The 24,985-nt window shown below is 69.9% G+C and carries 20 protein-coding genes; 3 read left to right on the top strand and 17 right to left on the bottom strand.

Annotated features, from left to right (window positions below; genetic code table 11):
• Positions 1-87: 87 nt before the first annotated feature.
• Together BLR95_RS09180 and BLR95_RS09185 are read left to right on the top strand one after the other, a co-directional pair.
• Positions 88-1,593 (top strand): phytoene desaturase, encoded by a 1,506-nt coding sequence (locus BLR95_RS09180; protein ID WP_092618755.1) that lies wholly within the window; start codon positions 88-90, stop codon positions 1,591-1,593.
• On the top strand, positions 1,574-2,656 hold the full coding sequence (locus BLR95_RS09185; protein ID WP_092618758.1) for a phytoene/squalene synthase family protein: 1,083 nt from the start codon (positions 1,574-1,576) through the stop codon (positions 2,654-2,656). Before BLR95_RS09180 ends, BLR95_RS09185 begins: the two co-directional genes overlap by 20 nt.
• Positions 2,657-2,925: 269 nt before the next feature.
• On the opposite strand, the gene BLR95_RS09190 is transcribed toward BLR95_RS09185, so the two are convergent.
• The 7 genes from BLR95_RS09190 to BLR95_RS09220 all read right to left on the bottom strand — a co-directional run bounded on the left by BLR95_RS09190 (position 2,926) and on the right by BLR95_RS09220 (position 12,353).
• On the bottom strand, positions 2,926-4,599 hold the full coding sequence (locus tag BLR95_RS09190; protein WP_092618761.1) for a putative transporter: 1,674 nt from the start codon (positions 4,597-4,599) through the stop codon (positions 2,926-2,928).
• Between the two features lie 591 nt (positions 4,600-5,190).
• Positions 5,191-7,869 carry a pyruvate, phosphate dikinase gene (ppdK, locus tag BLR95_RS09195; protein ID WP_092618763.1) on the bottom strand — a complete coding sequence of 893 codons (2,679 nt, stop codon included), beginning with the start codon at positions 7,867-7,869 and terminating at the stop codon, positions 5,191-5,193.
• Positions 7,870-8,032: 163 nt separating this feature from the next.
• Positions 8,033-10,096, bottom strand: coding sequence for a glycine--tRNA ligase subunit beta (gene glyS / locus BLR95_RS09200; RefSeq protein WP_092618765.1), 2,064 nt, complete (start codon positions 10,094-10,096; stop codon positions 8,033-8,035).
• A gap of 10 nt (positions 10,097-10,106) precedes the next feature.
• A complete protein-coding gene (locus BLR95_RS09205; protein WP_092618768.1) occupies positions 10,107-10,982 on the bottom strand; it encodes a glycine--tRNA ligase subunit alpha in 876 nt (291 codons plus the stop codon).
• Positions 10,983-11,055: 73 nt separating this feature from the next.
• On the bottom strand, positions 11,056-11,331 hold the full coding sequence (locus BLR95_RS09210; protein WP_143130969.1) for a hypothetical protein: 276 nt from the start codon (positions 11,329-11,331) through the stop codon (positions 11,056-11,058).
• A gap of 31 nt (positions 11,332-11,362) precedes the next feature.
• Positions 11,363-12,145 carry a tRNA1(Val) (adenine(37)-N6)-methyltransferase gene (locus BLR95_RS09215; protein WP_092618774.1) on the bottom strand — a complete coding sequence of 261 codons (783 nt, stop codon included), beginning with the start codon at positions 12,143-12,145 and terminating at the stop codon, positions 11,363-11,365.
• Complete coding sequence (locus BLR95_RS09220; protein WP_092618777.1) at positions 12,138-12,353, bottom strand: putative signal transducing protein; 216 nt, start codon at positions 12,351-12,353, stop codon at positions 12,138-12,140. The genes BLR95_RS09215 and BLR95_RS09220 overlap by 8 nt, the downstream gene beginning before the upstream one ends.
• 146 nt (positions 12,354-12,499) lie before the next feature.
• Between BLR95_RS09220 and BLR95_RS09225 the strand changes: the two genes are divergently transcribed.
• Positions 12,500-13,519 (top strand): polyprenyl synthetase family protein, encoded by a 1,020-nt coding sequence (locus BLR95_RS09225; protein WP_425438437.1) that lies wholly within the window; start codon positions 12,500-12,502, stop codon positions 13,517-13,519.
• Positions 13,520-13,636: 117 nt separating this feature from the next.
• Here the strand turns inward: BLR95_RS09225 and BLR95_RS09230 are convergent, their stop codons facing one another.
• From BLR95_RS09230 to fabF, 10 genes are all read right to left on the bottom strand, one after another.
• Positions 13,637-14,359, bottom strand: a complete 723-nt coding sequence (locus tag BLR95_RS09230) for an SDR family NAD(P)-dependent oxidoreductase (protein WP_218119523.1) — start codon at positions 14,357-14,359, stop codon at positions 13,637-13,639.
• A 2-nt stretch (positions 14,360-14,361) separates the two neighbouring features.
• Positions 14,362-15,852, bottom strand: a complete 1,491-nt coding sequence (gene purF / locus BLR95_RS09235) for an amidophosphoribosyltransferase (protein WP_092618782.1) — start codon at positions 15,850-15,852, stop codon at positions 14,362-14,364.
• Positions 15,853-15,934: 82 nt separating this feature from the next.
• On the bottom strand, positions 15,935-16,615 hold the full coding sequence (locus BLR95_RS09240) for a CvpA family protein (RefSeq protein WP_092618785.1): 681 nt from the start codon (positions 16,613-16,615) through the stop codon (positions 15,935-15,937).
• Between the two features lie 17 nt (positions 16,616-16,632).
• Positions 16,633-18,057, bottom strand: coding sequence for a DNA repair protein RadA (gene radA / locus BLR95_RS09245; RefSeq protein WP_092618788.1), 1,425 nt, complete (start codon positions 18,055-18,057; stop codon positions 16,633-16,635).
• Between the two features lie 15 nt (positions 18,058-18,072).
• Complete coding sequence (locus BLR95_RS09250) at positions 18,073-18,849, bottom strand: ABC transporter ATP-binding protein (RefSeq protein ID WP_092618791.1); 777 nt, start codon at positions 18,847-18,849, stop codon at positions 18,073-18,075.
• Positions 18,850-18,891: 42 nt separating this feature from the next.
• The gene (locus BLR95_RS09255) at positions 18,892-19,674 is read right to left on the bottom strand and encodes an MlaE family ABC transporter permease (protein WP_425438439.1); all 783 of its coding nucleotides are present in this window, start codon (positions 19,672-19,674) and stop codon (positions 18,892-18,894) included.
• Between the two features lie 132 nt (positions 19,675-19,806).
• Entirely contained in the window at positions 19,807-20,958 is a 1,152-nt protein-coding gene (gene alr / locus BLR95_RS09260; protein ID WP_092618794.1) for an alanine racemase, read from the bottom strand.
• Positions 20,955-22,481 carry a replicative DNA helicase gene (locus BLR95_RS09265; protein WP_092618797.1) on the bottom strand — a complete coding sequence of 509 codons (1,527 nt, stop codon included), beginning with the start codon at positions 22,479-22,481 and terminating at the stop codon, positions 20,955-20,957. Before BLR95_RS09265 ends, alr begins: the two co-directional genes overlap by 4 nt.
• A gap of 78 nt (positions 22,482-22,559) precedes the next feature.
• A complete protein-coding gene (mltG, locus tag BLR95_RS09270; RefSeq protein ID WP_092618800.1) occupies positions 22,560-23,522 on the bottom strand; it encodes an endolytic transglycosylase MltG in 963 nt (320 codons plus the stop codon).
• A gap of 163 nt (positions 23,523-23,685) precedes the next feature.
• Positions 23,686-24,957, bottom strand: coding sequence for a beta-ketoacyl-ACP synthase II (gene fabF / locus BLR95_RS09275; protein WP_092618803.1), 1,272 nt, complete (start codon positions 24,955-24,957; stop codon positions 23,686-23,688).
• Between the last annotated feature and the right edge of the window lie 28 nt (positions 24,958-24,985).

Below are 24,985 nucleotides of genomic sequence, written 5' to 3' on the forward strand. Positions count from 1 at the left end.
GGTCGAGTTGCTCCAAGCTCCTCTTGATGCTAGGGTTATTAACGGATGACTGAAAGTTCCCCATCCTCCAACAGCAGGCCGGCTTCCATGTCCGCTTCCGCCTCGGAGCGTCCCCACGCGATTGTCATCGGAAGCGGCTTCGGCGGTCTGGCCGCGGCGGTGCGCCTGGGCGCCCGTGGCTACCGGGTGACGGTGCTGGAACAGCTCGACCGTCCGGGCGGCCGGGCCCGGGTGTTCCGCCAGGACGGCCACGTCTTCGACGCCGGGCCGACCATCGTCACCGCGCCCTTCCTGTTCGAGGAGTTGTGGGAGTTGTGCGGCCGCAAGCTGGCCGACGACGTCACCCTGAAGCCGCTCGATCCGTTCTACCGCATCCGCTTCGACGACGGCTCGACCTTCGCCGCCAACGCCGATCCCGAGTTCATGCGCCAGCAGGTGGCCAAGCTGTCGCCCGGCGACGTCGAGGGCTATGAGCGCTTCGTCAAGGAAAGCGAGGCGGTGTTCAAGGTCGGCTTCCAGGAGTTGGGCGACGTGCCCTTCTCCAGCCTGATGGACATGGCCAAGGCGGTGCCTGGGCTGGCCCGGCATCAGGCGTGGCGCAGCGTCTACCAGCACGTGGCGGCCTGCGTGAAGGATGAACGGCTGCGTCTGGCCCTGTCCTTCCACCCGCTGTTCATCGGCGGCAATCCCTTCTCGGTCACCTCGGTCTACAGCCTGATCGCCTACCTGGAGCGCCACTGGGGCGTGCACTGGACCATGGGCGGCACCGGCGAACTGGTGCGCGGGCTGGTCGGCCTGATCGAGGGGCAGGGCGGGACCGTGCGCCTGAACAGCGAGGTCACCGAGATCACGGTCGACAACGGCCGCGCCACCGGGGTCCGGCTGGCCGATGGCGAGACCCTGCCGGCCAAGGTGGTGGTCTCCAACGCCGACGTCGCCTGGACCTACGGCCGCCTCGTCCCGGCGGCGGCCAACCAGCGCTGGACCAAGCGCAAGCTGGTCAAGTCGCGCTACTCCATGAGCCTGTTCGTCTGGTACTTCGGCACCCAGGGCACGTGGCCCGAGGTGGACCACCATTCGATCATCCTGGGGCCGCGCTACAAGGGTCTGCTCAACGACATCTTCCATCACAAGGTGCTGGCCGAGGACTTCAGCCTCTACCTGCACCGGCCGACGGCGACCGATCCCTCGATGGCGCCCGAGGGATGTGATACCTTCTATGTGCTGTCGCCGGTGCCCAATCTGGCCGGCGGCGAGGTGTGGGACGAGACCCGCACCGAAAGCTATCGACAGGCCGTCGAAAAACGTCTGGAGGAAACCGTCCTGCCCGGTCTCAAGGGGCGGGTGACGGCCTCCAAGGTGATCACGCCGCGCCACTTCCAGGACAACCTGTTGTCCATGTATGGTGCGGCCTTCGGACTGGAACCGGTGTTCACGCAAAGCGCCTGGTTCCGGCCTCACAACAAGAGCGAGGACGTGGACGGCCTCTATCTGGTCGGCGCCAGCACCCATCCCGGGGCGGGCCTGCCGGGTGTGGTTTCCTCGGCCCGGGTTCTGGACAAGGTGGTTCCCGATGGGCGCAACGTGGCTTAAACCCGATTTCGGCCGGCGCCGCGACAAGGCCGCCTGCCGGGAAATGATCCGTGGCGGCTCGCGCAGCTTCTTCTTCGCCTCGCTGCTGCTACCGCCGCCGTTGCGCGACCCGGCCTATGCCATCTACGCCTTCTGCCGGCTGTCCGACGACACGGTGGACGACTGCGAGGTGACCGGCCTGGCGCCGGTGGAAAGCCTGTACGAGCGACTCGACCTGGCCTATGCCGGGCGGCCGCTCGACACCCCGGCCGACCGTGCCTTCGCCGAAACCGTCGACCTCTATGGCATCCCGCGCGCCCTGCCCGCCGCGCTGCTCGAAGGCATGGCCTGGGACTGCCAGGATAAGCGCTACGAAACCCTGGAGGACCTGCACGACTACGCCGCCCGCGTGGCCGGCACCGTGGGCGCCATGATGAGCCTGCTGCTCGGCGCCCGCGATCCGGTGGTGGTGGCCCGGGCTTGCGATCTGGGCGTGGCCATGCAGTTGACCAACATCTGCCGCGACGTGGGCGAGGACGCCCGCCGGGGCCGCATCTACCTGCCCCGGGCCTGGATGCGCGGCGTCGGGCTCGATCCCGAGTGCTGGCTGGCCGACCCCAAGCCGGGCCCGGCCCTGGCCTCCATCGTCAAGCGCCTGCTGGCCGAGGCCGACCGCCTCTACGACCGCGCCGCCACCGGCATCGCCGGCCTGCCCTCGGGCTGCCGGCCGGCCATCCACGCCGCCCGCCTGTTCTACCGCGAGATCGGCTATGACGTGCTGCGCGCCGGCGGCGATTCGGTGACCCGCCGGGCCGTGGTCCCCGGTGACCGCAAGGCCGCCCTGGTCGCCTCGGCCCTGGCCGCCGCCGCGCGGCGCACCGAGGTCGACCCGTCGCCGCCGCTGGTCTGCAACCGCTTCCTGGTCGATGCCGCCCGCAATGCCCCCGAGCCCAAGCTGGAGCCGGGTCCCCTGGGCCGCGCCATGCGCCGCATCGACAACCGTGTCGGTTGGACGGTCGAGCTGTTCCTGGAACTGGAGCAGCGCGAGCGCGCCGCCCAGATGGCCGCCGCCGCGCGCGGCTAGAGCCGAGAGCGAAAAACCGGAACCACTTGGTGGTTCCAGATTTTTCGCTCAAATCGGCTCTACATCTAAGATCGAGAGCACGGCCTCGCGTTTATCCGGGGTCACAAAGTGACCCCGGATAAACGCGAGGCCGTGCTCTAAATCATTGAATCGAGAGCAGATTCACGCGCCCAATCTGAATCGCTTGGCGATTCAGATTGGGCGCGATCTGCTTTAAGCCGGCCCGCTTCACCCGGGGGCCGTCGCTGGCCCCCGGGACCTGGGCCGCCCTACACCCACAGCAGCAGAACCAGGATCTGCGGCGCCAGGATGCGCAGCACCATGACCAGGGGGTAGACCGTGGCATAGGCCAGGGCGGGTGCCTCCGACGGGCGGATGGCGTTGGCGAAGGCCAGCGCCGGCGGGTCCGTCATGCCGCCGGCCAGCAGCCCGCACAGGGTGAGATAGTTCATGCCCAGGGCGAGGCGCGCGATGAAGCCGACGATCACCAGGGGAATCAGGGTGATCAGGGCGCCGAACAGCATCCACCGCAGGCCATCCCCCTCGGTCAGGATGGCCACGAAGTCCTGACCGGCCTTGAGCCCGACGATGCCCAGGAAGAGCACGATCCCGATCTCGCGCAGGGCGTGGTTGGCGCTCGGCGGCATGAACCAGACGAAGGGGCCGAGATGGCCCAGGCGGGCCAGCAGGATGGCGGCCAACAACGGGCCGCCGGCCAGCCCCAGCTTCAAGGGCGCCGGCATGCCGGGCACGGCCAGGGGAAGGGAGCCCAGCAGCACGCCCAACGCGATGCCCAGGAAGATGGGCAGGATCTGCGCCTGTTGCAGGGCCTGCTCGCGGTTGCCCAGAAGCCCGGCCACGGCGTCCAGGTTGGCGGGCTGGCCGATGACCGTGCAGATGTCGCCGAACTGAAGGCGCAGCCTGGGGCTGGGGGTCAGCTCGATGCCGGTCCGGGTGACCCGGCTGATCACCGCCTCGTGGCGGTGCAGCACGTCCAGGTCGCCGATGGTCTTGCCCAGGACGCCCGACTGGGTGACCACGACGCGCCGCCACTTGACCTCGGAGGGCACCGTCTTGAGGTCGGTGTCCACCGGCCGGCCCAGGATGCGCACCATGTCGCGCAGCCGGTCGGGACGGCCGACCAGCAGCATCACGTCGCCCACCTGTACCGGCATCTCGCCGTGGGCGACCATCACCTTGGCGTCGCGCATGATCCGGCTGATCACGATTTCCATCGCCTCCAGGCCGGGCAGTTCCTTGATCGGAACCCCGTCCAGGTTGGTGTTGGCGACCTCGACGGTGACGGTCTGGAGTTCCTGGCGCTCGGTCTGGCGGGCGTCCTCGAAGGCGGCCTGTTCCTGATCGACCCGGATGCGCAGCACGGCGCGCACCAGCAGCATGGTCACCAGGATGCCCAGGATGCCGAACGGATAGGCCACGGCATAGCCCAGCGCCGGGGCGTCCAGGTCGGCCGGACCGGCGCCGACGGTGGTCAGCATCTGGCTCGCCGCGCCCAGCGAAGGGGTGTTGGTCGTCGCCCCCGACATCAGGCCCAGCACGGTCGGCAAGGGAACGTCAAAGCCGATATGGATGGCGGCGGCGACCAGCACCGACAGCGCGACCAGCGTCGCCGCCATGCCGTTCAGCGCCAATCCGGAGCGGCGCAGGGCCGAGAAGAAGCCCGGACCCACCTGGATGCCGATGGTGTACACGAACAGGATCAGTCCGAACTCGCGCAGGAAATGCCCCACCTCGGGATCGACCGACACCCCCACATGGCCCCAGAAGATGCCGGCGAACAGCACCCCGCCGATGCCCAGGGAAATGGCGCCCACCCGCAGGCGGCCGAGCAGCAGGCCGCTCACCGCCACCAGGCACAACGCCAGAAGGCCGCGGGTGATGGAATCGAGTCCGGTCAAGGGAGCGAGGATGTCCAAGGGCATGTCCTATCCGGGACGTGGCGGGGGGGGGATGCGGGCGTGACGCAAGGGGCAGGGGCGACGCCGGCGCCCCATCCTGCTGACGGGGCGTGGAGAGTTTTCTGCGCCTTCGGCGGGAATGTCTATCATCGATGGAAGACACTGTGCGGGGAACTCGGGGGCTCCGCCCCCAAACCCCCGCCGGGGGGCCGCGCAAACCCCGAGGGAACCGAAAGGTTCCCGACGACGGTTTGCGCAAAACCAATGACGGTCCCCCCGGACCCCGCCAATTCGTTGGTGAACAGGCGCTCCTGCGGAGTGGAACGCTTATGGTGTTTGGTTGCAGGCCAGCCTTGCTGGCCTGCGAAAACAACCAATGAAGGGGCACGCAATCGGGGTGCACCCCTCCACTGGCTTGTTTGCACGCAGGCCTTGGCCGGCGCGCGGACCTACAACGACTGGCGGGGGTCCGGGGGACCGCCTCGGTCCCCCGGCGGGGTTCCAAAGGGGCGGAGCCCCTTTTTTAGTCTTGGCCCAACGCGCGCCGTCGTCGCCCGGCTGGCGCGCGGCCCGCGTGAGGGGCGGCGGCCCATCAAGCCGCCGCGCGGCGGCGCCTCAGGCGGTGCCGCTGCCTTTGCTGTGCAGCACCGCCTGGGCGGCGGCGAGGCGGGCGATGGGCACCCGGTAGGGCGAGCAGGAGACGTAGTCCAGGTTGACGCTTTCGCAGAAGTGGACCGAGGCGGGATCGCCCCCGTGCTCGCCGCAGATGCCCAGCTTGATGTCGGGGCGGGTCTTGCGGCCCTTTTCGGCGGCCAGTTCGACCAGGGCGCCGACCCCGTCCACGTCGATCGAGGCGAAGGGGTCTTTTTCGTAGATCCCCTTGTCGCGGTAGACCTCGAGGAAGGGTCCGGAGTCATCGCGGCTCATGCCCAGCGTGGTCTGGGTCAGGTCGTTGGTGCCGAAGCTGAAGAACTCGGCGTTCTTGGCGATGGCGTCGGCGACCAGGGCGGCGCGCGGCAGCTCGATCATGGTGCCCACCTGATAGGTCAGGGTGGTGCCGCTGGCGGCGAACACCTTCTGGGCCACCTGATCGATGACGGCCTTCATCATGTCGAACTCGGCCTGGGTGCCGACCAGCGGGATCATGATCTCCGGGACCACGGTCTCGCCGTCGGTTTTCGAGACCTCGATCGCCGCCTCGAAGATGGCCTGGGCCTGCATCTCGTAGATCTCGGGGTAGGTGATGCCCAGACGGCAGCCGCGGTGGCCGAGCATGGGGTTGAGCTCGGACAACTGGGCGGCGGCCCGGCGCACCTCGTCCGGGGTGGTGCCGGCGGCCTGGGCGACCTCGGCCACCTCGGCGTCGCCGTGGGGCAGGAACTCGTGCAGCGGCGGATCGAGCAGGCGCACGGTGACCGGCAGGCCGCGCATGATGGTGAACAGCTCGACGAAGTCCTGGCGCTGGTAGGGCAGCAGGTGCTCAAGGGCGGCGCGGCGGTTGGCCTCGCTGTCGGCCAGGATCATCTGGCGCATGTGGGTGATGCGCTTGGGGTCGAAGAACATGTGCTCGGTGCGGCACAGGCCGATGCCCTGGGCGCCGAACTTGATGGCGGTGCGGGCGTCTTCCGGGGTTTCGGCGTTGGTGCGCACCTTCAGGCGGCGGATCTTGTCGACCCACTCCATCAGGGTGCCGAAGTCGCCGGTCAGCTCGGGCTGGATGGTCGGCACCTCGCCGGCGATGACCTCGCCGGTGGCGCCGTCCAGGGTCAGGGTGTCGCCTTCTTTCAGCACCGTGCCGCCGACCGACAGGGTCTTGGCGCTGGCGTCGATGCGGATGCCGCCGGCCCCGGCGACGCAGGGCGTGCCCATGCCGCGGGCGACCACGGCGGCGTGGCTGGTCATGCCGCCGCGGCTGGTCAGGATGCCCTCGGCGACGTGCATGCCGCCGATGTCCTCGGGGCTGGTCTCGACGCGGGCCAGGATCACCTTCAGGCCGCGCTTGGCCCAGTCCTCGGCCTCGTCGGCGGTGAACACGATCTGGCCCGAGGCGGCCCCCGGCGAGGCGGGCAGGCCCTTGGTCAGCACCTGCTTGTCGGCCTTGGGGTCGAGCATGGGGTGCAGCAACTGGTCGAGCTGCGCCGGATCGATGCGCGAGATGGCGGTGGTCTGGTCGATCAGGCCTTCGCGCGCCATGTCGACGGCGATCTTCAGCGAGGCGGCACTGGTCCGCTTGCCGGTGCGGGTCTGGAGCATCCACAGCTTGTTCTGCTGGATGGTGAACTCCATGTCCTGCATGTCGGTGTAGTGCCTTTCCAGGCGCTCGCGGATGCCGTCGAGCTGGCGGTAGAGCTCCGGCATGACCTCTTCCATGGCCGGCAGCGGCGACTGGTTGCGCGCCTTGCCGGCCAGCGAGATGTTCTGCGGGGTGCGGATGCCGGCCACCACGTCCTCGCCCTGGGCGTTGACCAGATATTCGCCGTAGAAGGCGTTCTCGCCGGTCGCCGGGTCGCGGGTGAAGGCGACGCCGGTGGCGCAGTCGTCGCCCATGTTGCCGAACACCATGGCCTGCACGTTGACCGCGGTGCCCCACGAGGCCGGGATGTCGTGCAGCTTGCGATAGGTGATGGCGCGCTTGTTCATCCACGAGCCGAAAACGGCCCCGATGGCGCCCCACATCTGCTGCTTGGGGGTTTCCGGGAAGGGCTGGCCGGTCTCGCGCTCGACCAGGGCCTTGAAGGCGCCGACCAGTTCCTTCCAGTCCTCGGCCTTGAGCTCGGTGTCGAGATCGACCCCGCGGTCGTCCTTCATCTCCTCCAGCAACTGGTCGAAGTGCGAGCCCTCGATGCCCAGCACCACGTTGCCGTACATCTGCACGAAGCGGCGGTAGGAGTCGTAGCCGAAGCGGGCGTCCTCGGAGCGCTTGATCAGGCCTTCCACGGTGGTGTCGTTCAGGCCCAGGTTGAGCACGGTGTCCATCATCCCCGGCATGGAGGCCCGGGCGCCGGAGCGCACCGAGACCAGCAGCGGGTTGTCGGGGTCGCCGAACTTGGCGTCCATCACCTGCTCGACGTGGGCCAGGGCGGCGTCGACCTGGGCTTCCAGCTCGGCCGGGTAGGTGCGGCCGTTGTCGTAGAAGTAGGTGCAAAGCTCGGTGGTGATGGTGAAGCCGGCCGGCACGGGCAGGCCCAGGCTGGCCATCTCGGCCAGGTTGGCGCCCTTGCCCCCGAGCAGGTTTTTCATGTCGGCGCGGCCTTCGGCCTGGCCATCGCCAAAGGTGTAGACCCACTTAGCCATCGGCTTTCTCTCCCCTCGCTTCGCGCCCCGTGGACGGGCGGGGCGCCCCTTGAATGTGTGGTGCCAACTTGTGGTGCCAAACTTGTGGTGCCGGCTTGCACCGCCCCATGCTGACGGGTCGGTGGCGGAACCGGTGGTGACGGATCGGCGACGGGCCGTGTGCTCAGCCGTCGATGCGGGCGAAGTCTGCCACCCGGTTGGTGGTGGCGACGATGACATTGAGCAAGGCCAGACGGTTGATGCGCAGGTGCGGCGTGTCGCTGTTGACGGTGACGGTGTCGAAAAAGGCGTCGAGCGGCGCCCGCAGCCGGGCCAAGGTGGACATGACGGCGGCGAAGTCTTGCCGCTCCATCAGCTTATCGACGGCCGGACGGGCGTTTTCCAGCGCCTGATGCAGCGCCTGTTCGGCCGGTTCCGCAAGAGCTTTCGGATCAACCCCCCCGTCATAGGTGGTGCCGTCCTTTTTCTGTTCAATACGCAGGATGTTGGCGGCCCGCTTGTGGGCGGCCAGCAGGTTGGCCCCGTCGTCGCTGTTGAGGAAGTCGGTGAGGGCCGAAATGCGCTTGACGGCGATGGCGATGTCGTCCTCGCCCAGGGCGAAGACGGCGTCGATCAGGTCGTGGCGCACCCCGTCCTCGCGCAGGTGGACCTTCAGGCGCTCGGCCAGGAAGGCCAGCAGGTCGTCGGCGTCGAAGTTCTCGGCGGCGGCGCCGTACTGGGCGGCGGCGGCGGCGAAGACCTCCTTCAGCGACAGCCTGAGCCCGTTCTCCAGGATCAGCCGAATGACGCCAAGGGCGGCGCGGCGCAGGGCGAAGGGGTCCTTCGAGCCGGTCGGTTTCTCGCCGATCGCCCAGAAGCCGACCAGGGTGTCGATCTTGTCGGCCAGGGCGACCGCCACGGCGACCGGCTGGGTGGGGCAGGCGTCGTTGGGCCCGGCCGGGCTGTAGTGGGTGCGGATGGCCTCGGCGACCGCCTCGGGCAGGCCGTTGTGGCGGGCGTAGTGGCCGCCCATGATGCCCTGAAGCTCGGGGAACTCGCCGACCATGTGGCTGGCCAGATCGGCCTTGGCGAGGCGGCCGGCGGTGCGCGCCTGATCGGCCTCGGCGGCCACCGCCGGGGCCAGATTGGCGGCCAGGTTGCCCAGCCGCTCGGCCTTGTCGGCCATGGTTCCCAGGCCCTGGTAGAAGACGCGCTCGGCGAGGCCGGGCAGCAGGTCCTCGAGGCGCCGGGTGCGGTCCTGATCCCAGAAGAAGCGGCCGTCGGAGAGGCGGGCCTTGAGCACCCTTTCGTTGCCGGCAACGATGGTGGCGGCGCGGCCCTGGTCATCGTCCGGCAGGTTGGCGACGACCAGGAAGCGCGGGGCCAGCCGGCCCTCCTGGTCGACCAGGGCGAAGTACTTCTGGTGGCTGCGCATCTCGGTGATCAGCACTTCCGGCGGCAGGTCCATGAATGCGTCGTCGAAACGGCCGAGCAGCACCTCGGGCCACTCGACCAGCCCGGCCACCTCCTCGAGCAGGCCGGGGTCCTCGCGGACCTGAAGGCCCTCCAGACGGGCCAGCTTGGCGGCCTGCTCGCGGATCGCCTGCTTGCGGTCCTCGCGGTCGAGCATCACCCAGGCTTCCATCAGCCGGCCCTGGTAGTCGGCGGCGTCGTGGACGGTGAAGGGCTCGGGCGCCAGGAAGCGATGGCCCCGGGTGGTGGCGCCGGCGACCAGCCCGGCGAAGCCCACCGGCACCACCTGTCCGGCGAACAGGCAGAGCAGCGAGCGGATGGGGCGCACCCAGCGGGTGGTGTCGCCGGCCCAGCGCATGGACTTGGGCCAGGGGAAGGCGGCCAGGGCCCCTTCGATGACCTCTTTCAGCACCTCCGGCGCCGGGCGGCCGGGCACCTTGCGGACCGCGAAATAGAACTTCCCCTTGGCCAGCTCGCGCACCTCGGCCTGCTCCACCGAGGTGAGCCCGTTGGCCTTCAGGAAGCCGGCGAGGGCGGCTTCGGGGGCGTCCAGCTTGGGGCCTTTCTTTTCTTCCTCGATGTCCGGGCTTTGCGCCGGCAGGCCCTCGACGATCAGGGTCAGGCGGCGCGGCGTGACCTGGGCGGTGGCCGAGGAGTGGCCGAGACCCTGGGCCTCGATGCCTTTCAGCACCAGGGCCTTCAGGTCGTCGGCCGCCCGGGCCTGCATGCGGGCCGGGATCTCTTCGGAGAGGATTTCGAGCAGCAGTTCGGACATGGGTTTTCGGTCAGCCTTGGGCGGGGGCGTTGTTCTTGACGAACTGTTCGCAGCACATGCGGGTGAGGGCGCGCACCCGGCCGATGTAGGCCTGCCGCTCGGCCACCGAGATGACGCCGCGCGCATCCAGCAGGTTGAAGCGGTGGCTGGCCTTGATCGCCTGATCGTAGGCGGGCAGGGCGAGGCCGGCCTCGATCAAGCGGGCGCACTCGGCCTCGGCGTCGGTGAAGTGGCGGAACAACTGCTCGGTGTCGGCGAGCTCGAAGTTGTGGCGCGAGTACTCCACCTCGGCGGCGTGGAAGACGTCGCGATAGCTCACCCCGGCGCCGTTGAAGTCGAGGTCGTAGACGTTCTCCACCCCCTGCACGTACATGGCCAGCCGCTCCAGGCCGTAGGTCAGCTCGGCCGGCACCGGGTCGCACTCGATGCCGCCGACCTGCTGGAAGTAGGTGAACTGGGTCACCTCCATGCCGTCGCACCAGACCTCCCAGCCCAGGCCCCAGGCGCCCAGGGTGGGGCTTTCCCAGTCATCTTCCACGAAGCGGATGTCGTGGGCCAACGGGTCGATGCCGATGGCCGCAAGGCTGCCCAGGTAGAGCTCCTGGATGTCGGCCGGGGCCGGCTTCATCAGCACCTGATACTGGTAGTAGTGCTGCAGCCGGTTGGGGTTCTCGCCATAGCGCCCGTCGGTCGGCCGGCGCGACGGCTGGACGTAGGCGCAGTTCCACCTGGGCGGCCACAGGGCGCGCAGGGTGGTGGCCGGGTGGAAGGTGCCGGCGCCCACTTCCATGTCGTAGGGTTGCAGGATGACGCAGCCCTGCTCCGCCCAGTAGCGGTGAAGGGTGAGGATCAGGGACTGGAAATCGCGGCCCGGCGCGGCGCTCATGGCAAGGTCCTTGGGTGGTGGCGATCAGGCGGCGGCAGGGGGGCGGGCCTGGGCGGTGAAAGGGATGACGACCTCATCCCTTCCAGCCGCATTCACAGCGCGTGCCGTGGGGGATGAAGCGGCCGCAGTCGGGGCACTCGATCAGGTCTTCCACCGGGGCGGCCGGCGGCTCGCCGCTGCGCCGGCGGACCGCCTCGCGGGCCACCCGCTCGACCCGGTCCTTCAGGGACTCGGACTCGCGGCGACGCGCCGACAGCTCCCGGTCACGCTGGCTGCGGCTGAAGATCAGCCAGGCCACCGCGATCAGGGCGACGGTGAACAGGATCTTGGTCAGGCTCAGTCCGAACATGGTGAGGTTGGTTATGACCAACCACGCCCCTTCAGGTCAAGCCGGGGCGCGCGGCCATCAGCGGGGCCATGTCGGCCAACACCCGGCGGGCCGCCTCGGTGGGGCTGCCGTCGGGCTGGTGCAGGGTCAGGCCGGGGAGCAGGGCGGTCGGAGTCGCCGCTCCCTTGCGGGCCACCACCACCACCCGCCGCGCCGGGCGGTCGGCCATCGGCCACAGGGGAAGGACGGTGATCGCGCCAAATCGCCCGTGGAGCTGGGCCAGCACCGCGTCCAGCCGGTCGGCGCGGTGGATCAGGCTGAGCCAGCCGCCGCTTTTCAGCCGCCCATGGGCGCAGGCGATCCACTCGGCCAGGCTGGCCCCCCCCTCCCGTCCCCCGCCTTCCACATGGGCCAGGGCGCGGGTGGCATCGCGCGGCACGCGATGGCGGCCGGGTTCGCCGTAGGGCGGGTTCAACAGCACCTGATCGTAGGCATCGCGCGGCACCTCGTCGGGCGGCGGTGCCGCCACGTCGCCGGCCACCACCCGCACCGCCGCGCCGTTCAGGGCCAGATTGCGCCGGCAGCGGGCCCGCATCTCGGGATTGATCTCAAGCCCGGTCAGGTCGAGCCCGGGCACCCGGGCGGCCAGACACAGGCTGGCCGCCCCGGTGCCCAGGCCCAGCTCCAGCACCGCCTGCCCGGGGCTGGCCGGCACCGCGGCGGCGAGCAGCACGGCATCCATGGAGACCCGATAGCCGTCCCCCTGGTCGAGCCGCACCCGCCCGCCGAGCAGGGTGTCGGTTGCGGCGTCGGTGGTTGCGGCCGGCTCAGCCATGGTCGCCGGCCATCAGGTCGTCGAGGATGCGCGCCGCCACCGCATGGTCGGCCGCCGCGACCATCATGCGCCGGGGCAGGGCGCCGATGGAGCCCTCCATCACCGAGGTGTGGGTGTCCAGCTCGACCAGCCGGATGCCGGCCTCGGCCAGTGCCGCCTTGAGGGCCGAAATCAGCACCACATCGGTGGTCCGCAGCAGTTCCTTCATGTCACACCCGCCGAAAAACACCGCGCCGGCGGCGGCCCGCCGGCGCCAGAAGCTTGACCCGCCGCATGGGGTCCCTATGCTGCCAAGCCGAACCTGACTTTACGTCAGCGCCCCCCGCGACACAGACCTTCAAGGACCGATCCACCGTGGCCCCTTCCGCTAACGCTCCGGCCCAGGCCGACGCCAAGGCCAATCCCCTCGACTCGCTGATCGCCATGGTCGCCGACGACCTCAAGGCGGTCAACCGGACCATCGTCGAGCAGATGCAAAGCCCGGTCGCCCTGATCCCGCAGTTGGCCGGGCATCTGGTGGCGGCCGGCGGCAAGCGGCTGCGTCCGGTGCTCACCCTGGCCACCGCCCGGCTGTGCGGCTACGAGGGGGCGGGCCACGTGCTGGTCGCCACCTGCGTGGAGTTCATCCACACCGCCACCCTGCTGCACGACGACGTGGTTGATGACAGCAAGCTGCGGCGCGGTCGGGAAAGCGCCAACGCCATCTGGGGCAACGAACCCAGCGTGCTGGTCGGCGATTTCCTCTTTTCGCGCGCCTTCGAGATGCTGGTCGACCATGGCGACCTGCCGACCATGCGCCTGCTGTCCCGGGCCTGTGCCACCCTGTCGGAAGGCGAGGTGATGCAGCTTCTGACCGCCAACGACATCGAGACCACCAGGGATGCCTACCTGGACGTCATCCGGGGCAAGACGGCGGCCCTGTTCGCCGCCGCCGCCCGGGCCGGCGGCATGGTCGCCCAGCGGCCCGAGGCCGAGCTCAACGCCCTGTCCACCTATGGCATGAACCTCGGCACCGCCTTCCAGGTGGTCGACGACACCCTGGACTATTCGGCCGAACAGGCGGCCCTGGGCAAGGAAGTGGGCGACGACTTCCGCGACGGCAAGGTGACCCTGCCGGCCATCCTGGCCATCGAGCGCGGCAGCGACGAGGAACGCGCCTTCTGGCAGCGCTGCCTGGGCGACCAGGACATCCATGACGGCGATCTGGAACACGCCATGGAGCTGATGCGGCGCCACAACGCCCTGGACGACGCCCAGGCCCAGGCCCGCGCCTATGTCGAGGAAGCCCGGCAGGCGCTGGAGGTGTTCCCCGACAACCCGATGCGCCGCATCCTGCTGGACGTCGCCGACTTCTCGCTGGAACGCGCCTTCTGATCGCAGCGCCCCGCCCGGTCGGGATTGGGCAAGTCTGGCGCCCACAAAAAAACCGTCATGCACGGAGCTGGTCCGCGCATGACGGTTTTTTTGTGGGCGCGGCAGCCCCCCGGTGGCTCAGCCGGCGGGCGGGGTGTAGGTCACCAGCTCGCCGCTCTTGGTGAACGCCGGGCGGCTCATCTCGACGAACAGGTCGGCCAGGGCTTCCGGGGGCTTCAGGGTGTCCGGGTGCTCGCCGGGATAGGCGATCTGGCGCATCTTGGTGCGCGTCGCCCCGGGGTCGAGCAGGTTGGCGCGGATGTTGGTCACCTTTTCCACCTCGGCGGCGTAGCTGCGGACCATCATCTCGAGCCCCGCCTTGGAAACCGCGTAGGGGCCCCAGTAGGGGCGGATGCCCTGGGCGGCGCCGGAGGAGACGTAGATCGCCCGCCCCGCCTCGGAGGCCCTGAGCAGCGGGTCGAAGCCGCGCAGCAGGCGGAAGTTGGCGGTCAGGTTGACGGTCAGCACCTTCTCCCACTCGGCCGGGTCGATCTGGTGCATGGGGGCCAGCTCGCCGATCAGCCCGGCGTTGGCGACCAGCACATCGAGCTTCTTGAAACGCTCGTAGATGGCCACCGCGATGCGGTCGATGGCGTCCAGCTTGGTCAGATCCTCGACGATCAGGGTCAGGCCGGGCAGGCCGGCCGCGCGCACCTCGTCGTCCAGCTCCTCAAGCCCGGCCTGGGAGCGGGCGAGGGCGATGACGTGGGCCCCTTCCTCGGCGTAGCGGCGGGCCACCGCCCGGCCGATGCCCCGCGAGGCACCGGTGACCAGGGCGACGCGGCCGTCCATCAGTGGCATGTCTATTTCCTTTTCTCGGTCAGTAGAGAGAGCTGTTCCGGGCCGGGCCCGCTGTCGCGGTCGGTCAGCGGCTGGTGGTAGTCGCCGGTGAAGCAGGCATCGCAGAAGCGGTGGGCGCCGGGGTCGCGCCCCGGTTCGCCGACCGCCCGGTAGAGGCCGTCCAGCGAGATGTAGTGCAGGCTGTCCACCCCCAACAGGTCGCGCATGGCGTCCAGGTCGTAGCGGGCGGCGAGCAGGCGGTCCCGCTCCGGGGTGTCGATGCCGTAGTAGCAGGGCCAGGCGGTGGGCGGCGAGGAGATGCGCATGTGCACCTCGCGCGCCCCGGCCTGGCGGACCATGTCGACGATCTTGATCGAGGTGGTGCCGCGCACGATGGAGTCATCGACCAGAAGAACGCGCTTGTCCTTGACGATTGCCGGGTTGGCGTTGTGTTTGCGCTTGACCCCCAGGTCGCGGGTTTTCTGGGTCGGCTGGATGAAGGTGCGGCCCACGTAGTGGTTGCGGATGATGCCGAACTCGAACGGCACGCCCGACTCCTCGGCGTAGCCCAGGGCCGCCGGGACGCCCGAGTCGGGCACCGGCACCACCACGTCGACCGGCAGGTGGCTTTCCAGCGCCAGCTCGCGGCCGATGGCCTTGCGCGCCCCGTAGACCGACAGCCCCTCGCAGACGCTGTCCGGGCGGGCGAAGTAGATGTACTCGAAGACGCAGAACTGGCGCTGCTGGGGCGGAAACGGTTGCAGCGAGCGGATCTCGCCGGCGCGGTCGATGACGATCATCTCGCCCGGCGCGATGTCGCGCACGTATTCGGCGCCGATGATGTCGAGCGCGCAGGTCTCGCTGGCCAGGATCATCGCCCCGCCCTGGCGGCCCAGGACCAGCGGGCGGATGCCGAACGGGTCGCGCATGCCGACCAGCCCCTGGGCGGTCAGGGCGACCAGCGAATAGGCTCCCTCGACCTGGCGCATGGCCTCGATCAGGCGATCCTCGACACTGCTCGCCGCGGCCCGGGCGATCAGGTGCACGATGACCTCGGTATCGGAGGTGGAGGAGAAGATCGAGCCCTCGCCGACCAGCCGCTGGCGCAGGGTCACGGCGTTGGTCAGGTTGCCGTTGTGGGCGATGGCGACGCCGCCGAAGGCAAGATCGGCGTAGAACGGCTGGACGTTGCGCAGCACCGTGTCGCCGCTGGTCGAATAGCGGTTGTGGCCGATCGCCGAGGTGCCCGGCAGGCGGTTGATCACCTTGTCCGACTTGAAGACCCGGCTGACGTGGCCGATGCCCCGGTGGCTGTGGAAGTGCTCGCCGTCGAACGAGCAGATGCCGGCGGCCTCCTGCCCGCGGTGTTGCAGGGCGTGCAGGCCAAAGGCGGTCTTGGCGGCGGCGTCGGGCTCGCCAATTATGCCGAAGACGCCGCATTCCTCGTGGAAGCGGTCATCGCCCACCTCGGTGGCCGGGGCGGGAAGGGGGGGGATGGGGGGATAGACGGGCATCGGCGACCTTATGCGGCGTTCAGGATAACCCCCCCTGGCGCCCTATATAGGGCACCGGGGAGCGTTTGGGCAGGGGTTCTGGCTATTGCGTGGACTGGATCAGGCGGTCCATGTCCTGTCGGGCGTCCTCGCCGTAGCCCGGTTGATCCGATTCTCCGGAGTCCTCAGGGGCTTCCGGCGGCGGGCTGGTGAGCTGGCGGAACTGGCGTTCGGCCTCGATGGCCTGCTGGGCCTTGTCGGCGGCATCGCGGGCGGCCCCCTCGGCGTCGCTTTTCAGCGACTCGGGGACCATGCCCTCCAGGCGCTGCGAGACCTCGGCGATCAGCGGCAGGGTGCGCGACTGGGCCATCCACTGGGGCTGGTTGTCGGGCGGGAACAGCCAGACCAGGAAGACGTGGGCGATGGCCAGGAACAGCACCGCCCGGGCCAACCCGAACAGGAAGCCCAGCGCCCGGTCCAGGCTGTTCAGGGCGCTTTCCTGGACGCGCTGGGAAATCATCCGGGTAAGCAGCGACAACAGCACCAGGACGATCAGGAAGATGGCCCCGCCGGCGGCGGCGTCGGCCGCCCAGTCGATGGGAATGAGCTGGCGGGCGAGTTCCCGCGCGTGGGGCAACCCGAAGAGGGCGGCCAGGGCGGCGCCGATCCACGCGGCGATGGCCAGCACCTCGTGCACGAAGCCCCGGAAGAAGGCGAGAACCCCCGACAGCAACAGCAGCGCGATGACCACCAGGTCGACGATGTTGACGGGCAACTCTTGCATGGTCGCGGCAGGGCCTTTCAGCCGGACTGGGAGGGGCTGGACGGGGCGGCGGGCAGGGCAAACAGCTCGGCCAGATCCATCAGGTGGCCGAGCGGGCGCACTTTAAGCCCTTCCGGACCGGCTGTCGCGGGTTTGTCGGGCTGGCGCTGGCGCGGAATCAGCGCCTCGGCGAAGCCCAGCTTGGCGGCTTCCTTCAGGCGCGGGTCGCGCTGGGCCACCGGGCGCACCTCGCCGGACAGGCCGATCTCGCCGAAAACCACGGTGTCGGCCGGCATCGGCTGGTCGGCGGCGCTGGACAAGAGAGCCGCGGCCACCGCCAGATCGGCGGCCGGCTCGCTGATGCGCAGGCCGCCGGCGACGTTCAGATAGACATCACGGCCGCCCAGCGCGATGCCACAGCGCGCCTCCAGCACGGCCAGCAGCATGGCCAACCGCGACTGGTCCCAGCCGACCACGGCGCGGCGCGGCGTGCCGCCACCACCGGGGGCGGCGACCAGGGCCTGGATCTCGACCAGCATGGGCCGGGTGCCCTCGATGCCGGCGAAGACGCAGGCCCCCGACACGTTGCCCCGCCGCTCGGCCAGGAACAGGGCCGAGGGGTTGGCGACCTGGGACAGGCCCCGGTCGGTCATCTCGAAGACGCCGATCTCGTCGGTCGCCCCGAAGCGGTTCTTGACCGCCCTTAAGATGCGGAACTGGTGGCCCCGCTCGCCCTCGAAATAGAGCACCGTGTCGACCATGTGCTCGAGCACCCGGGGGCCGGCCAGGGTGCCCTCCTTGGTGACGTGGCCGACCAGGAACAAAACGAAGCCCCGCTTCTTGGCCAGACGGATCAGCTCGTGGGCGCAGCCGCGCACCTGGCTGACCGTGCCCGGGGCCGAGTCCAGGCCGTCCAGCACCATGGTCTGGATGGAATCGATGACCACCACCTCGGGCGGCGGGGTCGAGCGATCGTCCAGGGTGGCCACGATGTCGCCGACCCCGGTCGCCGCGGCCAGCCCGACCGGCGCCTTGTCCAGCCCCAGACGGGCGGCGCGCAGGCGGATCTGGTCGATCGCCTCTTCCCCGGAGACATAGACCGTGCGCCGCCCGGCCTCGGCCAGCCGGGCCAGGGCCTGGAGCAGGATGGTCGACTTGCCGATCCCCGGGTCGCCGCCCAGCAGCAGCACCGAGCCGGCGACCAGCCCGCCCCCGGTCACCCGGTCCAGCTCGGCGATGCCGGTGATGGTGCGCGGCGGGGGCGGGGCGCTGTCGCCGGCCAGATCGACCAGGGTCAGGCCGGCCCCGCGCCGGCGCTTGCGGCCGGCCGGGGTGGTGGTGGTCGGCTCCTGGGTTTCCTCGATCAGGCTGTTCCAGGCCCCGCAGGCATCGCAACGGCCTTGCCACTTGGGACTGGCGGCGCCGCAGGACTGGCAGACGAAGACGGTCGAGGAACGGGCCATGGCGGTGTCGGCCGGTCAGCCGCGCAACTCCATCTGGATCGGGCCGTCGGCCCGGCCGTGGACGAACTGGTCGACATAGGGGTTGCCACTGTCCAGCACCGTGGCCGCCGGGCCGACCCAGATCAGCTTGCCGTGATAGAGCATGGCGATGCGGTCGCCGATCTTGCGGGCGCTGGCGATGTCGTGGGTGATCGACAGGGCGGTGGCGCCGACCTCCTTGACGCATTTCACGATCAGGTCGTTGATGACGTCGGCCATGATCGGGTCAAGCCCGGTGGTCGGCTCGTCGAAGAAGATGATCTCCGGGTCGTCGGCGATGGCCCGGGCCAGCCCGACCCGCTTCTGCATGCCGCCCGACAGCTCGGACGGCGACAGGTCGGCCACGTCCGCCCCCAGGCCGACCTGGGCCAGTTTCTCGATGGCCTTCTCGCGGGCCTTGCGGCGCGCCATCTTGTGGCCCTGGATCAGGCCGAAGGCGACGTTCTCCCACACCGTCAGGCTGTCGAACAGGGCGGCGCTCTGGAACAGCATGCCGAACTTGGTGTTGATGCGCTCGCGCGCCCGGTCGCCCAGGCCGACCACCTCCTCGCCGTCCACCTTGATCGAGCCGGCGTCGGGCTTAAGGAGGCCCAGCACGCACTTCAGGGTGACCGACTTGCCGGTCCCCGAACCGCCGATGATGACCACCGATTCCCGGGGCGCCACCTCAAGGTCGATGCCGTCCAGCACCACCTTGCGGCCGAACCGCTTCTTGACCCCGGACAGGGCGATCTTGGGCGGGGAGGCGGACATCGTGCGGGCGGGCTCCGGCGAACGGGAAAGGGGCCAGTCGGGCTATTGGGCGAAGAACAGCTCGGTGATCATGTAGTTGGAGATCAGGATGAGGATCGAGGCGCTGACCACCGCGTTGCGCACCGACACCCCGACGCCCTGGGCCCCACCCCGGCTGTTGTAGCCCATGTAGCAGCCCATCAGGGCGATCAGGAAGCCGAACACGGCGGCCTTGACCAGACCGGAGACCACATCCAGCGTTTCCAGATAGTCCCAGGTGTTCTGGATGTAGCTGGCGGCGTTGAAGTCCAGCTTGTTGACGCCGATCAGATAGCCGCCGTAGACGCCGATCACGTCGCCCACCAGGACCAGACAGGGCAGCATCAGGCAGGCCGCCACCAGACGCGGCACCACCAGATACTTCATGGGGTTGGTCGACAGGGTGGTGAGCGCGTCGATCTGCTCGGTGACCCGCATGGTGCCCACCTCGGCGGCCATGGCGGCGCCCACCCGGCCGGCCACCATCAGCCCGGCCAGCACCGGGCCCAGCTCCCGCGTGATGGAAATGACCACCACCGTGGCCACCGCCCCCTCGGCCGAGAAGCGGGCAAAGCCGGTGTAGCTTTGCAGGGCCAGCACCATGCCCGAGAAGATGGTGGTCAGGCCGACCACGGGCAGCGAGTAGTAGCCGATCTCGACCATCTGGCCCAGCAACTGGCGCGGGAAGAAGGGCGGCCGCACGCAGTGCGACACGGCGCTGGCGGTGAACATCGACAGCCGCCCCACCTGCTGGAAGAAGGCCAGGATGATCCGTCCGATGACGGCCAGGAAGTTGAAGCGGCCCAGGGTCTCGTTGGATGCCTCGTTGGGCGCCGGGTTTGGCGCCGGGTTTGGCGCCGCGCTGTCGACCGTCAGGGTGGGGGAGGAGGTGGGATCGGGCACGGCCGGTCAGCGGTCCTGTGGGAGGGTGGGGCCGGGTCAGGGATCGATGTAGCGGCGGGCGTAGCGGCGACCGAGGCTGGTCAGGATTTCGTAGGCAATGGTTCCGGCCTGCTCGGCCACATGATCGAGGCTGGTTTCCGGCACCGCCACCCCGTCGGCATCCTGGCCGCCGAGCAGGGTCAACGGTGCCCCGGGAACCAGTGCCTCGGCCGGCACCCCGGTCACGTCGAAGGTGGCAAGGTCCATCGACACCCGGCCGACCAGTGGCACCACCTGCCCGGCAACCAGGCCGTGGGCCCGACTGCTCAAGACACGCGGATAGCCATCGGCATAGCCGACCCCAACGGTGGCCAGCCGGGTCGGACCGGCCACCCTGTGTGTGGCACCATAGCCAACCGTCCGGGGGGCGTCAACGTGGCGGACTTGCAGGATTTTTGCGTCCAGGCGGACGACCGGGCGCATCGGGTTGGGCTGGTCGGGGGTGGGGTTGGCGCCGTACAGCGCCACCCCGGGGCGGGCCAGGGCGTGGTGGGCCTTGGGCCCGAGGAAGATGCCCGAGGAGTTGGCGAGGCAGCCCGCGATATCCGGCACCACCCGCCGGGTGGCGGCGAGCAGGCGGTCGAACAACTCCAGTTGCGCCCGGTTGACGCTGGCCGCCGGGTCCTCGGCCGAGACCAGATGGCTGATCAGGTGGCGCGGCGCCAGGGCGGCCAGTGGCGCCGAGGCATCGGCCAGCAGGGCCTCCAGTTCGGCCGGCTCCAGGCCCAGGCGGCTCATCCCGGTATCCACATGGAGGGCGCACGGGCTGCCCGGCGGGGCCTCGTCGCGCCACAGGGCGATCTGCCAGGGGGTGTTGAGCACCGGGGCCACGCCGGCGGCCAGGAAGCGTTCGACGGTGCCGGGCAGCGGCCCGCCCAGCACCCACACCTCGCAGCCCTCGGGCAACAGCGGCTTCAAGGCTTCGGCCTCGGCCAACTGGGCGACGAAGAACACCCGGCAGCCGGCGGCGGCCAGGGCCGGGCCGACGCGTGCCGCGCCGGTGCCGTAGGCGTCGGCCTTGACCACGGCGGCGCACTGGCCGCCGCCGGCCAGTTGGCCGGCCAGGGTGCGCCAGTTGGCGACCAGGGCGCCGAGATCGATGGTGAGCAGGGCGTTGGCGGCCGGATCGGAACCGGCGAATGGACTCACGGCAGGTCTCCGGGCAGGTGGCCGTCCTCGGCCAGATCGGCGAAGCGGGTGAAGTTGCCGTCGAAGTACAGCTTGACCGGGCCGATGGGGCCGTGGCGCTGCTTGGCGACAATCACCTCGGCGATGTTGTGGGCTGCCTCGCAGCGTTCCAGCCAGCGTTGGTGGCGTTCCTGGAACTTGTCCAGGTTCTCTTCGCTCTTCTGGCCCGGCTCGGCGCGTTCCAGGTAGTACTGTTCGCGGAAGACGAACATGACCACGTCGGCGTCCTGCTCGATGGAGCCCGATTCGCGCAGGTCGGCCAACTGCGGGCGCTTGTCCTCGCGCTGCTCGACGGCGCGCGACAACTGCGACAGGGCCAGCACCGGGACGTTCATCTCCTTGGCCAGCGCCTTCAGGCCACGGGTGATGGCCGACACCTCCTGGACCCGCGAATCAGAGCGGTTGGCGGCCCCCGGCGAGAGAAGCTGAAGGTAATCGATGACCACCATGTCCAGGCCATGGGTGCGGGCCAGCCGGCGGCAGCGGGTGCGCAGGGCGGCGACGCTCAGGGCCGGGGTGTCGTCGATATAGAGGTCAAGGCCGTGCAACTGGCGGCTGACCTCGACCAGGCTGTCGAAGTCGCTGTTGGACAGGCCGCCGGTGCGGATCGAATGGCTGTTGATCTCGGCCTGTTCGGCGAGAATCCGGGTGGCCAGCTGCTCGGCCGACATTTCCAGGCTGAAGAAGGCCACCCGGCCGCCCTCGGCGGTACGTTTGACCCCGGTCTCGGGGTCCTCCTCCTCGCGGAAGGCCTTGGCGGCGGCAAAGGCGATGTTGGTGGCCAGCGCCGTCTTGCCCATGCTCGGGCGGCCGGCCAGGATGATCAGGTCCGAGGGGTGCAGGCCGCCCAGCTTGCGGTCCAGGTCGCGCAGGCCGGTGGTCACCCCGGCCAGGGCGCCGTCGCGGCGGTGGGCGATCTCGGCCACCTCGATGGCGCTCGACAGGGCGGTGGCGAAGGCCTGGAAGCCGCCTTCCTGCTGGCCCTGGGTGGCCAGCTCGTAGAGCCGGCTTTCGTTGTCGCCGATCAGGTCGAGGGCCGACAGGTCGGGGCTGACGTCGAAGGCGTCGTTGACCAGGTTGCTGCCCAGGTCGATCAGCTCGCGGCGCAGGGCCAGGTCGTGGATCTGGCGGCCATAGTCGACGACGTTGACCAGACTGACCAGACTGCCGGCCAGATGGGCCAGATAGCGCACCCCGCCCACCGGCTCCAGCGCCGGGTCGTGGTCCAGGTGGGTCTTCAGGGTGACCGGGTTGGCCAACTCGCCGCGCTCGATCATCTGCCCGGCCAGCTCGTAGACCCGGCGGTTGGCGGCGTGGGTGAAGTGCTCCGGGCGCAGGAACTCGGAGACCCTCTCGAAGGCCCGGTTGTTGGACAGGATGGCGCCGAGCAGCGCCTTCTCCGCTTCCACGTTGTGGGGCGGAATGCGCAAGCCGGGGCTGGCCCCGGTCTCGGCCGGGGAGGATGCGGGATCGCTTGGGGTCATGGCGGGCAGTCTACTCCAGGCGGCGGCGTCGGTGCACGCCGCACGGCCTGTGGATGACTGTGGAACCTGGGGATAACCCTACCGGCCGCGCAGCCGTCGCCAGGCCCGGACGTTCTTGTTGTGCTCGGCCAGGGTGGGGGCGAAGGCGTGGCCGCCGTTGCCGTCGGCGACGAAGTACAGGTAGTCGCTGGCCTCGGGGCTGAGGGCCGCTTCCAGGGCCGGGCGGCCGGGGTTGCAGATCGGCCCCGGCGGCAGGCCGGCGATCAGGTAGGTGTTGTAGGCGGTCTCGGTATCGAGGTCGGCGCGGGTCAGCGGCCGCCCCAGGTCGCCGGTTTCGGGGGCCAAGCCGAAGATCACCGTGGGGTCGGACTGCAGGCGCATGCCCCTGTCCAGGCGGTTGACGAAGACCGAGGCGACCAGCCGCCGCTCGCCGGCCAGACCGGTCTCCTTCTCGATGATCGAGGCCAGGACGACCGCCTCCCCGGGGCTGTCCAGCGGCAGGTCGTCGGCCCGGGTCGGCCACAGCTCGGCCAGCGCGGTGTCCATCGCCGTTTGCAGGCGCGCGACCATGCCGGCCCGCGAGTCGCCGCGCGTGAAATGGTAGGTTTCGGGGAGCAGGCTGCCTTCCGGCGGCACCGCGCCGATCTCGCCGGAAAGCCCGTCGGTGGCCTCGATCAGGCGGATGATCTCGGCCGAGGTCAGCCCTTCCGGCACGGTCAGGCGGCGGATCACCGTCTTGCCGCTGACCAGCAGGTTGGCGATGCCGGCCAGACTGGCGTGCGCCGGGATGGTGTATTCGCCGGCCTTCAGGCGCCCGGCCTGACCGGTCAGGCGGATGCCATAGCGGAACAGCGGGCGGTCGATGGCCGGATCGGCGAGCGCCCCGGCGGCGGCGAGCAGGGTCAGGATGTCGGTCGCCGAGCTGCCCGGCTCGATGATCACCGTCACCGGCTCGGCGTGCGGTCCGGGGGCATGGAAGCGCTGCTTGGCCCAGTAGGCGGCGCCGCCGGCGGCGATGCCCAGCAGCAAAACAAGGCTCATCGCCGCGCCGGCCAGCCGGACCAACGGTCCGGGGCCCCGGCGGCGGCGCGGTGGGGTGGGGTCCTCGGGGGGCGGCCCAATCGGCCCGGATGGTTCCGGCCCGGTTGTTTCCGGCCCGGTCGGTTCCGGGTCTGTCGGGGCCCGCGCCACCGCCGCGCTCCGCTCAGTCCTGGTCGAGACGGCCGAAGACGAGGCTGGCGTTGGTGCCGCCGAAGCCGAAGGAGTTGGACAGGGCGCGCCGCACCGGCCGCTGCTTGGCGGTCAGCGGCACCAGATCCATGTCGCAGCCTTGCGAGGGATTTTCCAGGTTGAGGGTGGGCGGCACCACCTGCTCGGCGCAGGCCATCACCGAGAAAATCGCCTCGACCGCGCCGGCGGCGCCCAACAGGTGGCCGACCGCCGACTTGGTGGACGACATGCTCATCGACCGGCTGGCCTCGCCGAACAGCCGCTTGACGGCGCCAAGCTCGATCTCGTCGCCGAGCGGGGTGGAGGTGCCGTGGGCGTTCACATAGTCGATGTCGCTGGGGCTCAGGCCGGCGCTCTTGAGGGCGGCCTGCATGGAGCGGAAGCCGCCGTCACCGTCCTCGGCCGGGGCGGTGATGTGGTAGGCGTCGCCCGACATGCCGTAGCCCAGCACCTCGGCGTGGATGGTGGCGCCGCGGGCCTTGGCGTGCTCGTAGTCCTCGAGCACCACCACCCCGGCGCCCTCGCCCATGACGAAGCCGTCGCGGCCCTGGTCCCACGGCCGCGAGGCTTTCTCGGGCGTGTCGTTGTAGCTGGTGGAGAGCGCCTTGGCGGCCGAGAAGCCGGCGATGCCCAGGCGGCACACGGCGGCCTCGGCGCCGCCGGCCACCATGATGTCGGCGTCGCCCCGGCGGATCATGTGGGCCGCGTCGCCGATGGCGTGGGCCCCGGTCGAGCAGGCGGTCACCGCCGAGTGGTTGGGCCCCTTGAAGCCGTAGCGGATCGACACCTGCCCGGAGGCCAGGTTGATCAGGCTGGAGGGGATGAAGAAGGGGCTGATCTTGCGCGGCCCGCGCTCGCGCAGGGTGTCCGCCGCCTCGGCGATGGTCGACAGGCCACCGATGCCCGAGCCGATCTGCACCCCGACCCGGAGCCCCAGCTCCGGCGAGATGTCGGTCAGACCGGCCGCCTCCACCGCCTCGGCGGCGGCGCCCAGGGCATAGACGATGAACGGGTCCATGCGCCGGCGGTCCTTGGACGAGGCCACCGCGTCGATGTCGAAGCGGCAGGGATGGTCCTCGTCCATCGGCACCAGACCGGCGACGCGCGAGGGCAGGTCCGCCACCTCGAAGCGATCGATGGCAACGATCCCGGTGTGACCGGCGATCAGACGGTCCCAGACCGCCCTGGTGCCCGCCCCCAGGGGACAGACAATACCCATGCCGGTGACCACGACCCGTCTGCTCATGCCTTCACTCTCCGCTGCGCGGCCACGC

This window comes from Roseospirillum parvum (assembly GCF_900100455.1).
Classification (GTDB): domain Bacteria; phylum Pseudomonadota; class Alphaproteobacteria; order Rhodospirillales; family Rhodospirillaceae; genus Roseospirillum; species Roseospirillum parvum.